The following is a 13,562-nucleotide window of genomic DNA, read 5'->3' on the forward strand; positions in this document are numbered from 1 at the left end:
GGACCCCGACGACATGACCGCCACCCCCGCCTCCGCCGCGCGGGCGCAGGACACCACCCCGCGCACCGCCGCCCCCGGGTCCGGGCCCGCCGCCGGGTCGTCCCCGCGCCCGGCCGCCACGCTGGCCCTGACCAGCGCCGCCACCGCCGTGGCGCTGATGACGTACACCGCGCCGATCGTGACGCTCCCCGCCACCGCGGCCGCCCTGCACACCCCGCTGTCCGCGCAGGCCTGGCTGCTCAACGGCACCCCGCTCGGGCTCGCCGCCCTGCTGCTGGTGGCCGGCAGCCTCGCCGACGACTACGGCCGCCGCCGGATCTTCGTCTGGGGCACCCTGGCGCTCGGCGTCACCACCGCCCTCGGCGCCCTGGCCGGCTCGACCTGGCTGTTCACGCTGGCCCGGATCGCCCAGGGCGGGGCCAGCGCGGCCCTGCTGGCGAGCAGCCTGGGTCTGATCGTGCACGCCTTCCCGACGGCCGCGGGGCGGCTGCGGGCGACAGGCGTGTGGGGGGCGTTCGTCACCGGCGGCATCGCGGTGGGCCCGCTGCTCGCCGCGGGGATACCCGACTGGCGCGCGGTCTACGGCGTCCTCGGCGCCGCCGCCGTGGTGATCGCCCTCCTCGGCAGCCGGGCCCTCACCGAGTCACGCTCCGCGCGCGGCGGCCGGCCCGACTTCGCCGGCGCCGCGACCTTCGGCCCGGCGCTGGTCGCCCTGGTCGCGGCCCTCACCCTGGGCCGGGACGGCTGGCTGCGGGCACCGGTGCTGCTGCTGTTCGGGGCGACGGTCGTGCTGCTCGCCGGGTTCGCCCTGGTGGAGCGCCGGACGGCGACGCCGATGATCGACCTGTCGCTGCTGCGCCACCGCGGTTTCCTCGCCTCCTCCGTCGGCGGTCTGTTCACGGGGCTGTCGGTGATCGGCCTGTTCAGCTTCCTGCCGGCGGCGCTCCAGCGGCAGCTCGGCATGTCCGCGATGCACACGGCCCTGCTGTCCCTGCTGTGGGCGGGGCTCGCCTTCCTCGTCGCGCTCCAGGCCCGCCGCCTGGCCGGACGGATCCCGACCCGCGTCCAGCTGGCCATCGCCTTCGCCCTGCACGCCGTCGGCGTGATCACCATGCTCGGCGCGATCGACGCGGGCTCCACGGCCCGTTTCGTCCCCGGCATGATCATCGCCGGCGTCGGCAGCGGCCTGCTGAACGCGGCACTGCCGCTGCTCGCCGTCGAGTCGGTCCCGGCCGCCCGCGCCGCGATGGGCTCCGGCGCCCAGCAGACCCTGCGCTACATCGGCTCGTGCGCCGGCGTCTCCCTCGTCATCGCGATCGCGACGTCGTCGGGCGGCGGCCTGGCCCGGGGCACGGACATCGCGATGGTGGTCTCCGCGGTGCTGGCGCTGGTCGCGGCGGTGGGCGTGCTGGCCCTGCGGGAACGGTCGTAGGGCGGTCCCCGAGGGCCGTCGGGCCCTCACTTCTGTCACCGGTCGGCAGTACCGTGTCCCCCATGCGCCCCGACACGCCTGCCGAAAACGTCGACCACACCACCGAGGCCGCCCGCCTGGAGCGGTTCGCCGACCGCTACCCCGAGGACGCGGAGGCCCTGCTCCTGCGGGCCGCCGCCCACCGGGAGCTGTCCGGCGACCGCCCCGCCGCGACCGCCCTCTACGACCGCCTGCTGGCCTCGGGCGCCGACCTGGACAACCCGTACCTGGTCCGCGCCCTGAAGGCCTCCAACCTGTGGGAGTATGGCCACGAGGCCGAGGCCCGCGCGATCATCGACGGCATCCGCGCGGCCGCCCCGCGCGACGCCGCCCCCTGGGTGATCGTCGCGGAGGCGCTGGAGGCGCACGACGAACTGCAGCAGGCGCACGAGACGTTCACCGAGGCGGTCCGGCTGCTGCTGACCGAGGTACCGGAGCCCCCGCGCGCCACGCACCCGCTGCTCCTCGGACGGCACCGGGTGCGCAGGATGCTCGGCGCCCCGCACGACGAGTGGGACGCGGTGGCGGACTCCGTCCACACCCACCCCATCGGCCTGGACGAGTTGCACGACCCCAAGCGCGTGTGGTCCCTGGGCTCGGAGAACCCGGCGGAGCTGGAGGCGGAGATCCTGCGGCTGCGCGCCGAACTGGGCGCGTACCGGGAGGCGTTGTCCCGCCCGTTCCCGGTGGCGGTGCTGCACTGGCCGGCCGGTGAACTGGCCGAGCTGACGGAGGCGTACCCGGACCTGGCGGAGGAGTACCCCTCCTACGAGGCGCACCTGGCGACGATAGAGACGGCCCTGCGCGAACTGGCCGCCTCCGGCACACCGAACCTGGGCATCGTCACCGGCACGGTCCCGTCGTACGAGGCGTTCGCGGCCTCGGAGCTGGCCTCCCCCGCCGACCCGGCACTGCTCCCCCAGTACGCGACCACGCTGGCGGCGCGGGGCCGCGCGGTGGCGTGGCCCCCGGAGCGCGCGGAGGCGTGCTGGTGCGGGTCGGGGCGGACGTACGGGGAGTGCCACGGGCCGGCGCTCTGACGCACGCGTGACAGTGCGCCCGCCCGCCGGTTCGTCCGGCGGGCGGGCGCACTGCTGTGTGCGGTGACGGGTGTTTCTCCTGGGCCTACGCCCCTGTTGGGCAGGTACCCCTGCCGGGTCGGTACCTCTGCTGGGCCGGTTGCCCTGCTGGACCGGTTGCCCTACTTGGCGAGGAAGCTGAGGAGGGCGTCGGTGACCTCCTGGGCGTGGGTCCACAGCAGACCGTGCGGGGCGCCCTCGATGACGACGTACTCGGCGTCGGGCAGGGCCCGGTGGAAGGGCTCACCGGTGGCCTCGATGGGGAGGATGCGGTCGGCGGTGCCGTGCAGGATCAGCGACGGGACGTCGACCTTCTCGATGTCGGTGCGGAAGTCCGTCGTCCAGGTCGAGACGCTGGCGAGCGAGGCGTACCAGGAGGCGCCGGCGGCGACGTTCCAGCTGTTGCGCAGGGCCTCCTCGCTGATGCGGGTGCCGAGGTTCTCGTCCAGGTTGTAGAAGTCCTGGTAGAAGGCGGTGAAGTAGGCGTACCGGTCGTCGGTGACGGCCTGCTTGATGCCTTCGAAGACGGCACCGTCGACGCCCGTGGGGTTGTCGTCGGTCTTGAGCAGGAACGGCTCGAGGGAGGCGAGGAACGCGGCCTTGGCGACCCGCTCCGAGCCGTAGGTGCCGAGGTAGCGGCCGACCTCGCCGGTGCCCATGGAGAACCCGACGAGGACCGCGTCGCGCAGGTCGAGGGTCTCCATGACGGCGTTCAGGTCGGCGGCGAAGGTGTCGTAGTCGTAGCCGGTGGTGGGCTGGCTGGACCGGCCGAACCCGCGGCGGTCGTAGGTGATGACCCGGTAGCCGGCGGCGAGCAGGGCGGCGGACTGCTTCTCCCAGGAGTGGCCGTCGAGCGGGTACCCGTGGATCAGCACGACCGGCTGCCCGGTGCCGTGGTCCTCGTAGTAGAGGTCGATGGAGGCGGAGTTCTCCTGGCCGACGGTGATGAACGGCATGGCGTTGCCCTTCCGTTGAGGTCCGGTGTGCGCTGAGCACTGATGAAGAAGATAGCGTCCCATTGAGTTGTGCGCAACTAGATTGCGCACAACTCAAATGGTCGGCGTCCTTCCCGCCGGCCGGCCGTGATCCGGATCCCCGTGCAGTCGCGCAGGCGGCACCGCGTGGCCCCGCCGCACGCGTCCGCCCTGACGGCCCGGCGCACACCCCTCATTCCACCCGCCGCCCCCGGCCCCGCCGTCCGCCACCGGACCGAGATCCCCCGATGCCGGAGGTTGCAACCGGCCGGCCCGAGGTGGGCCGGCGGACTTGGTCCGCGAGACCGCGGGAGGAGGAAGGGGGGCGCACGGCGCGGCCCTGCCGACCGGTCAGCACACGGCGCCCGGCGAGACGGCCGTGGCCCTTAGCAGGAAGCACAGGCAGCTCTTGCCCATGTCGCGGCCGACCAGTCGCTCGGCCAAGGCGTCGCGGACGTCGGGGCGCATCAGGTGGACGGAGATGTACTGCTTCCGACTGGCGAAGGCGACCTCCGCGACACCGCCGCGCTCATACGCGGGCATGCCGTAGGCCATGACCTCCGTGAAGCCCTGGAGCTCGGCCCGACACAGCTCACGCAACCGCGTCAGCACGGCTGTGCGGTCGTCTGGAACCTCGGCGAGGTAGACGTCGACGTCAGCTGCGCCGCTTTGCACCACATGGCAAGCTCATGCCGGGCATGGCTCCGGGCTCCCAGAGTGCGGCCGTCAGGCCTCACTGCCAATCCGCGAGGACCGCTAACTGCAACGAAAACGCAGGACGGAGCACCTCATGGCGACAAATTCAGGACCAATCCCCCCACTTCAAGACTCAACACTTTCAATGTCCGACCTTTGCAGTACCGTCACACGAGCCAATTGAAGCGGAGGGCCGTCATGCGCTGACGACGCCCAGACCTGTGTACGCGAGGAAGCACATGCCCTACGAGCCCGGCACCGTCTGGCAGTACGAGGTCCCCACTACCGGCAGCACACATCTGCCGCCAGACGCCGGCTACGGCAAGGCACTGACCAATCAGGGCTACGGCTTCGAGGTCGCCATCGCCGACTTGGTCGACAACTCAATCGATGCGGGAGCCGACAAGATCGTCGTGCACTTTCTGCGTGACGCCAAGCGCATCCTCACTCTGCTGGTCATCGACAACGGCAGGGGCATGGACGACGCCGGACTGGACGCAGCCATGACGGTGGGACGGCGCCGCGAGTACGGGGACAACGCCCTCGGCATGTACGGAACGGGGCTGAAAGCCGCATCGCTCTCCCACGCGGCTTCTCTGACCGTGGTGAGCCGCACCAAGCGCAGTCGCGCGGCCGGCCGGCGGCTCACGGCAGAGGGCATCGAGGACAGCTTCCGTTGTGACACGGTCGACCCGCGGTACGCACAAGAACTCGTGGACCGGTACGACGGCATCATCGAGTGGCAGGGCTCGATCGTGCGCTGGGACCAAGTGCGGGCTTTCGAGACCGTGACGACCGGCCAGAGTGACCACTTCCTGTCCAAAGCCATCGCTCGCCTCGAAACTCACCTGGGTCTCTACTTGCACCGGTTCCTGCAGGACGGTCTCGCGCTCGACATCGCGGTGTGGGACGTGAGCAGCGCCGAGGGGGAGCTCGGTGAGGAAGTCGACCACATCGCCGTGCAGGCACTGGATCCGTTTGGCTACAAGGTGCCTGGAAAGGCGCGGTACCCGCGGACCTTCACTGCCCCCGTCGAGGGGCTCGGCGACGTCCAGCTGACCGCGCACATCTGGCCCGCGAAGTCGAAGCAGGCCGGGTTCCGGCAGATCGGCTCCCTCACGGACCGGCAGGGTTTCTACTTCTACCGCAACAACCGTCTGGTCCAGGCTGGCGGCTGGAACGGCCTGCGTAATCCGGAGGGGCACCTGGCGCTCGCCCGTGTCGAGGTCGACCTGCCGGCCCACGACAACAGCGTCCTGAGCCTGGACGTCAAGAAGGAAAGCGTCACCGTCACGCCTGCCTTCACACTCGGTGTGGAGATGGCCGCAGACGCAGCCGGACACACCTTCCACCAGTACCTGAATGACGCTGAGGCCACCTACCGGGAAGGGGCCAAGCGCAACGAGATCGTGCGCAAGGCAGTGACTCCCCCGGGCAAGGGAATGGACCCGGCGATCAAACGGGTCATCAAGGAAGAGCTGCCCGAGAAGCCGGGTGAGGAGCCGATCGCCTTCATCTGGGCCACGCTGCCCGTGGACAAGTTCTTCGACTTGGACCGCGAAAACAACGTCGTCCTGCTCAACAAGGCCTTCCGCAGCGACTTCAACGACGGGCGGCGCGGCGGGAGCAACGACGTGCCTGTGACGAAAACTCTTCTGTACTTGCTGCTTGAGGACTGCTTCGGCCTCGGCCGCTGGGAACGGGGCCGGCAGGACCGGGTGGACTACTGGAACACGATTCTGCTGGCCGCCGCAGGCGCCCACCGCGAGCGCCGCGCGCAGGCAGCTGACTAGCCGGTACCGCTCTCACATCAGTCCTGACTGGGGGGAACTATGACCACCACTTCATCTGCTGTGCTGCTCGACATTCACACCTCCGCACTGGCGGGAATGGGCAGCCTGCCGCGTACCTTCGCGTCCTGGGCCAGGCTCGCCGCTGAGGTGTATCCGGACGCCGATCTGAGCGAGGAACTGTTCCGCTCATCTCTCCTCAACGGGGACGAGGCGCTGATCGCTCTGTGGAACCGGCACCTGACGGCCTGGGACTTTGCCGAGAGCCCGCCCTGGGGCGGAACTACTCCCGCCCGGACGGATGAGCGGCGTGCCGTGATCTACGAGCACCTGGGGTTCGGCAGTGATGTTTGCAAAGCCCTGGATCAGGCCATGCCCGTGGCGAAAGTGCCCGGAGCAACGGTGATCACCCGGGAGTTCACTCCCTGGTACACCGCTGAACGTGCGGCTGCCAGGAACTTCTACTGGACGGCATACGAGCGGAAGCTCCGAGAGAAAGGCTGGTCCGAAGCTGCCATCGCGAGCTTGGACCAGGCGAGCAAGGCAGTAGTGGAGCGGCTCACCGACCCGGAGCAGCCGACGGCCCGCCAGGCGAAGGGTCTAGTCGTCGGCTACGTCCAGTCCGGCAAGACGGCCAACTTCACCGGGGTGGCCGCCAAGGCGATCGACGCCGGGTACCGGCTCGTCATCGTGCTGGGCGGCACTCTCAACCTCCTGCGTGCCCAGACGCAGCGGCGCCTGGACATGGAGCTGATCGGCCAGGAAAACATCCTGCGCGGTGCCGACGTCACGGACGTCGACTCCCTTGTGGGTGTGGACTACGTAGGCGATGACGAGGGGTGGCCCGAGTTCGTCTGCCATGGTGGCCGGCCCTCCACGCTCGGCGCCTTCGACATCGAGCGACTGACAACTCGTGACAACGACTACAAGAGCCTGGCTCAAGGCATCCGTGCGCTTGAGTTCGAGAAGCGTGTCCCGACCCAGCCACTGCATGATCCGGCAAACCTGCACCATGCCGCCGCGCGGATCCTTGTGGTGAAGAAGAACAAGAGCGTCCTGACCAAACTGGTCAAGGACCTCAAGCAGATTCACGGAATCCTGGGTGAACTGCCCGCTCTCATCATTGATGACGAGTCTGACCAGGCATCCGTCAACACTTCCGACCCCAAGAAGTGGGAGCGCGGGAGCACCGAGCGCACCGCAATCAACGGCCTGATCTCCAAGCTCCTCGGGCTGCTCCCGCGGGCCCAGTACGTCGGTTACACCGCGACACCGTTCGCCAACGTCTTCATCGACCCCGGTGACGACATGGACATCTTCCCCAGCGACTTCCTGATCTCGCTGCCCCGGCCGGCCGGGTACATGGGCGTTCAGGACTTCCACGACCTGAACTCGCCCGTGCCCACGGACCAGCGCACATACGCCAACTCGCAGGAGAAAGCCCACGTGCGCGGGATCTACGCGTCGACGGGAGACAGACTCCAGGAGGCCATGGACGCCTTCGTCCTGTCCGGCGCCCTCAAGCTCTATCGCGCTGACCACGGAATGCCTGACGCCGCCTTCCGGCACCACACTATGCTCGCCCACCAGTCAGTGCGGCAGGACGACCACGCTGACCTGGCACTGCTTATCAACACCATGTGGCATCAAGCGGGTTACAGCTCCACTGCAGGACATGAACGTCTCGCGGCGCTCTGGGAGACCGACTTCGGGCTCGTCAGTGCGGCTCAGGCAGGCGATCTGCCCTCGCCGTCCTCCTACGAGGAGCTGCGGCCGTACGTGCATGCCGCACGGCAACGCATCGGCAGCGGAGGGCAGCCGGTCATCGTCGTGAACGGGGACACCGACCGGTACTTCGCCCAGCTTGACCTGGACTTTGACCGGACACCGAACGTCTGGAAAATCCTCGTGGGCGGTACGAAGCTCTCCCGCGGCTTCACGGTCGAGGGCCTGACCGTCACCTACTACCGCCGCACCACCCAGCAGGCCGACACCCTGATGCAGATGGGCCGCTGGTTCGGCTTCCGTCCCGGATACCGGGATCTCGTCCGGTTGTACATCGGCCGGGAGGAGTCGTTCGGCCGCGACAAGTCCGTCGACCTCTATGAGGCGTACGAGGCTGTCTGCCGTGACGAGGAGACTTTCCGAGAGCAGCTTGCCCAGTACGCCGAGCTGGTCGACGGCAAGCCCCAAGTCACCCCTGTCCAAATTCCGCCGCTCGTGGCGCAGCACCTGCCGTGGCTCAAGCCCTCGGCTCGCAACAAGATGTTCAACGCCGAGTTGGTGGAGATCCGCTCCCCGGGTCGCCCCATCGAGCCTGCTTCGTACCCGCTGTCCGGCTCAGTGATGAAGCGCAACACCGGACACTGGCGGCCGCTGCTTCACGCGCTGGCTCCAGAGCCTGTGCCGTTCAACAACCCCCCGGACAGCTCAAGCCCTCTCTCGCGGACGTTCACGGCGCTCACCGGCACCGTTGCTCACGGCGACCTGCTGAGTGTGCTGCTCAAGCTCGAGTGGGAACGGCCGCGGTACTTCGACCCGCACCTGAGCTACCTGCAGCAGCTTGACGGCACCCTCGCACGGGTGGATGACTGGCTGCTCATCTCGCCTCGGCTGGCCTCGGGCAACCGCGTCGATGCGAGCGTTCTCGGCTCTGCCCCGTTGTCTCTCGTCCGACGGAGCATCCAGGCCGGCAAGAGCAGCTTCGGCCGCATCGCCAGCGTGGAGCACCGCACGGCAGCGCAACGGCTCATCGATGGCGCCGCTGCTGGTGGAAGCACCCTCATCGGTCCCAGGACGGGGGTGGCGTTGCTCTACCCGGTCGTGGAGGGCAGCAGTCAGGACAGCGTTCAGGCCGCGGTCCACAACGGCGTCGCGGATCCGTCGAGGATTGTGATGGCTTTCACCCTCATCCCGCCGCGGTCGGCGACCAGCGGAGACAGGCGCCTGGTGCGCTTCCGAGCCAAGAACTCGCGCCATGAAGGTGAGGCCACGGTTCCCTCGGAGTCCTCCTCGTAGGCAGCGCCCTCACGCAATACCCGGACAGACTGGCTGACACGAACAGGACGGACATTGCTGCCCTTCGACGAAGACGTCACTGTGCAGGCCGCCTCCCGCATCGCGATGCAGGATGCGCTGGAGCAAGACCTCGACGTACAAAAGGTGGCTGATCACATCCTCTCCCTCGATCCAGAAGGGAAGAGATTCGGCGCAGTTCTCCGCGACACCATCGACCAGCTGCTGAACGGCGAGGTGACCGGAAGATTCGCATGGAATCAGCTATTCAAAACGGAGAAGACTCACGCGGGCACGCTCGTTGAGATCAACTTGCAACGCGAGTTCGAGTTCGACGACGGTCGTGACGTGGGCAGCGTTGACGACAAGCACCCCATGGACTACCGCATCCTCGGCATCGATGTCGACTGCAAGTTTTCTCAGACCTTCGGCGGGTGGATGATCCCTCCGGAAGCCATGGGTTACCTCTGCCTCTTGGTGTGGGCGGATGACAGCAAGAGCAAGTGGAGCGCTGGCATACTCCGGGTGCGAAGAGAATGGCTCAACAGCGGCAGCAACCGAGACAAGAAGCTGACGCTTAAGGCGGAGCACCGGGACGATGCGGTGCACTGGATCTGGCGGGACGCGGAGCTCCCTGAGAACGTTCTGCTGCATCTGCCGGAATCCACACGCTCCGCCATTCTCAGTGAGAAGTCCGGCCAGAAACGCGTCATCGAGCTGTTCCGCAGAGTTCAGAACCGCCGCATCGGACGAGGGACGGTCCGGACGGCTGCGCAGCAGCTCGACTACATGGCTCGGCTGCGTGAGGGTAAGGGCCGAGCACGAACAGTTCTCCGCCGGGATGGCATCGTCATAGCCGGCCCGTACAGCAAGCATCGCGAGATCGCCAGGAAGATCGGAGCCGTGGTTCCCCAGCGAGGTGAGTTCGTCAGCTTCCGGGTGGCCGAGGCCATGCCGCATCATGGCGACCGTCCATGTGTTGAGCTGGAGGGACGCGAATGGGTCCTCGCGTATCCAGACGACCCCGTGATCACAGCCCCTCGTCTACCCAGGGTCGTCGGTGAAGAAGAAGCCTGATCAAAAAGACACTGACCGGGACACCACTGCTGCCCTGACGGTCGGCAAGGAGGTCTGGGTGCCGCCCGCCGGCTCTTGGGCCTCCTCGGCGGCCCGTCGGCGCAACATGCAGGCCATCCGCAGCCGCGACACCACGCCCGAGAAGCTGATCAGGCGGCTGGTCCACGCCCAGGGCCTCCGCTACCGAGTGGCAGCGCGGCCGCTGCCCGACCTTCGCCGGACGGCTGACATGGTTTTCCGTCCGGCGAAGGTGGCCATCTTCATCGACGGTTGCTACTGGCATGGATGCCCTGAGCACTACGTCCCCCCGAAGACCAACGAGGGTTACTGGTCAGACAAGGTCGCCCGGAATGTAGCCCGTGACCGGGACACCGACCAGCGCCTGACAGAGGCGGGCTGGACGGTGCTCCGGTTCTGGGAGCACGAGGCACCGGAGGAGTGCGCCGCACGCATCGCTGCAGAGGTGGAGAAGCACCGCAATCGGGGCAGCACGCAGGCGAAGCTCAAGCAGGCTTAGCCTCGGAGCGGTCACGCTCCTGTGCTGCCCTGAGCACGTCGGCGATCGACTGCCCCACGGCCTTGGCCACGGGCGGCGGGAACGCGTTACCGACCTGTCGGTATTGCGCCGTCTTCCCGCCGAAGAAGTCCCACTCCATCGGGAATCCCTGGACGATGGCTGCCTGCCGCACCGTGAGCATCGGCCCATCAGGACCGAAGAGGTCACGGTCTTCGGTCTGCTTCTTCTCGCACGTCGCGATGTCATTGGCGACGCCCATTCCAGAGACACCGAGCTGCCTCCAGGCTGCCTTCGCGCGACTTGGCCCCAGGTCGGCGCCGCCGTGCTTCTTGGAGCCGCCCACGAGAGTCGGGGCGATGCCACCGCCCTTGCCCTTCAACTCGGCGTCTCGTTCCTCCGCCTTGCGAAGCCACGTTTCGTAAGCATCGCGGGCCCGCTGCGAGTGGATTCCCTCGAAATACCGCGAGTACCGCTCCAGCATCGATGGCTGGAGTTTTGCAGCCACGCTCACTGGTTCCTCATGGGTAGGCGTCGGCCACTCGTACTTCAAGTCCTTGATGACGTCATCACGAAAGGCCACGAGAACCGCACGCGGTCTGAGCTGCGGCACTCCGAAGTCGCTGGCTTCCAGGACTCCCCACTTCGCGACCGTGTAACCAAGACCGGGGTCCTTGGCCATCTGGCCGTCGTCACCTCGGTATTCTCCACCCTGCAACCGGGCCGTGATCCAGTCCCGGTAGTCCGAGAACTTGGGGTCCATGATGCCGCGCACGTTTTCAATCATGACGGCGCGCGGGTTGAGGGTTTCGACCAATTCGAGCATGCGTGGGAAGAGATCCCGCTCGTCATCCTTGCCGAGCTGCTTGCCGGCGTGAGAGAAGGGCGGGCAGGGCACGCCACCAGCAAGCAGATCGAGGCCTCGCATCCGCAGCAGCTCAGCACTCTTCTTGACGTCCCGGTAAGGGTCGAACTCTTTGACGTCACCGGCCAGAACGTCGCAGTGCTCCCGCTCCCAAGCCCACACCTCGTGATCTTCGATGTTCAGCTTGAGTGTCTCGACCGCGTGTGCGTCGATCTCCACCAAGGCCAAGTGACCGAAGCCAGCCTGATGGAGACCGATGGCCTGACCTCCGGCCCCAGCGCAGATCTCGATCGAAGTGAGCTGAGGCTCCATCGGTGTCCCCTGGACACCGTGAGCTTCCTTCGTGTGGGTCATGCCCCCTCCTTACAGCCGTGCAGCGGCAGACACATCTTGCGATCCACCATCACTGAGGGTGACAGACCCCACTGACAACGAGACCTGACCAAGTGTGCAGCACGCCTCCCGGTTCCCAGAACGCACCCTCCGCCACGCCGAACACTCATACGATATTGCCCATGCGGATACCTGCCTGGACCGAGGATGAACTTGTGCTTGCGGGTGCCCTGGTCGTGAAGAACGGCTGGCGCGAACTGCGGACCGGGGATCCCGAGGTTCAGGAGCTGTCTCACCTGCTCCGCTCGCTGCCCCTCCATGCCCCGGAGGCCCGCAGCCTTCCCGGCTTCCGGTCGCCGGACAGTGTGAGCCGCAAGACGACGGACTTCATGACCAACCACCCGCCCTACGCCGGCAAGGCCACACGGTGCGGGAAGCCCACCCTGCTGATGATCCAGGCCTTCACTGAGCGGGAGACGGAGATGTGTCTCGCTGCGGAGGCGCTCAAGGATGCCATCGGGTCTGGCGAGCTGTACCGCATTCGGCCCCAGCCCGATGAAGTGGACGAGACGGGCACATCGGCGATCGAAGGCCGCCTTTTGGTCCGCCGAGCGCTCGCACGTGAGCGTGACCCCAAGCTGCGCGCCCGCAAGATCGGACATGTGCGAGGACAAGGACTCCCCTTGCAATGCGAGGTCTGCGCCTTCGACTTCGCCCGAGCGTACGGAGACCTCGGGGACGGTTACATCGAGGTCCATCACATCACTCCTCTTCATGTCTCCGGAGTCAGGGAGACGAAGCTGGACGACCTCGCATGCCTTTGCGCCAACTGCCATCGCATGTGTCACAGGGTTCGCCCAGGAGAATCCTGGCGTACGCCGGACGCGCTCCGTGAGCGGATGCGGAGGCCCGCTGAGGAAGGCGTCCACTAGGCAGCCTCCGCCTCAGCCTCGTAGTGCATCTGGGCCCGGTCCAGCACATCGTCCGGGTCCAGGCCCCGCGCGCTCGTCCAGTGCAGCAGATCTGCGATCAGCTCGACCGCTGTCTCCTCCAGGACGACGTCACACCGGCCCTGCTGGAGCGCCCCACCGCGCAGCCGATAGCTCTCCAGCGCATCGGCAGCCCGCTCCATCCGGAGGCAACCGGTGTCCTGGCCGAGCTCGATCTCGCACCACACCGCCTTGCCGGCGGCCGTGGCAACCGTTCCCCAGTCCACGGCCATCGCAGCCAGCATGTGCAGGCCCCGGCCGCATTCAGAGTCACAGCCAGCAGCATGCAGCGAAGGCAGCGCGCTGGCCTTGTCGTGCATCTCGACGCGCAGCCGCTCACGCTTCCGCTCAAGGATGAGTGTCGCCGCAGAACCCTCACCCACGTGCTTGATGACGTTCGTCGCCAGCTCTGTCACGACGAGCTGCGCCGCGTCCCCCACGGCCGGCACTCCCCACTGGCTCAGCTGGGCGGCCGCAGCGTGCCGCAGCAGACGCACTTCGCTGGGCAGCGCTTCAAAAGGCAGCACACAGCGGTGCTGCACGGCCTCCAAGTAGGTCCCCGGCACAGCAGTTCTCCCTCCCACGCCACTCACTGGATGCGCTTCGTGACGAACCGATCGCGCAATGTGGCGTTGCGCTATCGAGCATGGCACAGAGAACTCTCACCATGTAACTTCTCACGAGCCTCGATCGGGTGAATCCGCACGTGGCGCAAGCCCGCCCTGCCTAGCCTGTTCTCGCCCGAACGGCCGCCAGGCC

Annotated in this window: 11 protein-coding genes; 7 read left to right on the top strand and 4 right to left on the bottom strand. The window is 67.5% G+C overall.

Features of this window, described 5'->3' with window-relative positions; all coding sequences use genetic code 11:
- Nucleotides 1–13: 13 nt before the first annotated feature.
- Both F3L20_RS27580 and F3L20_RS27585 read left to right on the top strand, forming a co-directional pair.
- On the top strand, nucleotides 14–1,432 hold the full coding sequence (locus F3L20_RS27580) for an MFS transporter (RefSeq protein ID WP_150157517.1): 1,419 nt from the start codon (nucleotides 14–16) through the stop codon (nucleotides 1,430–1,432).
- A gap of 62 nt (nucleotides 1,433–1,494) precedes the next feature.
- Nucleotides 1,495–2,511 carry an SEC-C domain-containing protein gene (locus tag F3L20_RS27585; RefSeq protein ID WP_150156623.1) on the top strand — a complete coding sequence of 339 codons (1,017 nt, stop codon included), beginning with the start codon at nucleotides 1,495–1,497 and terminating at the stop codon, nucleotides 2,509–2,511.
- 161 nt (nucleotides 2,512–2,672) lie between these two features.
- Here the strand turns inward: F3L20_RS27585 and F3L20_RS27590 are convergent, their stop codons facing one another.
- Nucleotides 2,673–3,506, bottom strand: coding sequence for an alpha/beta fold hydrolase (locus tag F3L20_RS27590; protein WP_150156624.1), 834 nt, complete (start codon nucleotides 3,504–3,506; stop codon nucleotides 2,673–2,675).
- Between the two features lie 369 nt (nucleotides 3,507–3,875).
- A complete protein-coding gene (locus tag F3L20_RS27595; protein WP_150156625.1) occupies nucleotides 3,876–4,202 on the bottom strand; it encodes a DUF1801 domain-containing protein in 327 nt (108 codons plus the stop codon).
- A gap of 257 nt (nucleotides 4,203–4,459) precedes the next feature.
- On the opposite strand from F3L20_RS27595, the gene F3L20_RS27600 reads away from it, so the two are divergent.
- The 4 genes from F3L20_RS27600 to F3L20_RS27615 are packed head-to-tail and all read left to right on the top strand — an operon-like array spanning nucleotide 4,460 to nucleotide 10,619.
- A complete protein-coding gene (locus tag F3L20_RS27600; protein ID WP_150156626.1) occupies nucleotides 4,460–6,013 on the top strand; it encodes an ATP-binding protein in 1,554 nt (517 codons plus the stop codon).
- Between the two features lie 39 nt (nucleotides 6,014–6,052).
- Nucleotides 6,053–9,028 carry a Z1 domain-containing protein gene (locus tag F3L20_RS27605; RefSeq protein WP_150156627.1) on the top strand — a complete coding sequence of 992 codons (2,976 nt, stop codon included), beginning with the start codon at nucleotides 6,053–6,055 and terminating at the stop codon, nucleotides 9,026–9,028.
- A gap of 54 nt (nucleotides 9,029–9,082) precedes the next feature.
- Nucleotides 9,083–10,102, top strand: a complete 1,020-nt coding sequence (locus F3L20_RS27610; protein ID WP_240810772.1) for a NaeI family type II restriction endonuclease — start codon at nucleotides 9,083–9,085, stop codon at nucleotides 10,100–10,102.
- 58 nt (nucleotides 10,103–10,160) lie between these two features.
- Nucleotides 10,161–10,619 carry a very short patch repair endonuclease gene (locus tag F3L20_RS27615; protein WP_276615871.1) on the top strand — a complete coding sequence of 153 codons (459 nt, stop codon included), beginning with the start codon at nucleotides 10,161–10,163 and terminating at the stop codon, nucleotides 10,617–10,619.
- Here the strand turns inward: F3L20_RS27615 and F3L20_RS27620 are convergent.
- Complete coding sequence (locus F3L20_RS27620) at nucleotides 10,606–11,835, bottom strand: DNA cytosine methyltransferase (protein ID WP_240810773.1); 1,230 nt, start codon at nucleotides 11,833–11,835, stop codon at nucleotides 10,606–10,608. The genes F3L20_RS27615 and F3L20_RS27620 overlap by 14 nt on opposite strands.
- 161 nt (nucleotides 11,836–11,996) lie before the next feature.
- Between F3L20_RS27620 and F3L20_RS27625 the strand changes: the two genes are divergently transcribed.
- Nucleotides 11,997–12,746 carry an HNH endonuclease gene (locus F3L20_RS27625; protein WP_150156628.1) on the top strand — a complete coding sequence of 250 codons (750 nt, stop codon included), beginning with the start codon at nucleotides 11,997–11,999 and terminating at the stop codon, nucleotides 12,744–12,746.
- Here F3L20_RS27625 and F3L20_RS27630 read toward each other — a convergent pair.
- Complete coding sequence (locus F3L20_RS27630; protein ID WP_240810774.1) at nucleotides 12,743–13,369, bottom strand: ATP-binding protein; 627 nt, start codon at nucleotides 13,367–13,369, stop codon at nucleotides 12,743–12,745. The genes F3L20_RS27625 and F3L20_RS27630 overlap by 4 nt on opposite strands.
- Nucleotides 13,370–13,562 lie beyond the last annotated feature (193 nt).

This window comes from Streptomyces tendae, from assembly GCF_008632955.1.
Lineage (GTDB): Bacteria > Actinomycetota > Actinomycetes > Streptomycetales > Streptomycetaceae > Streptomyces.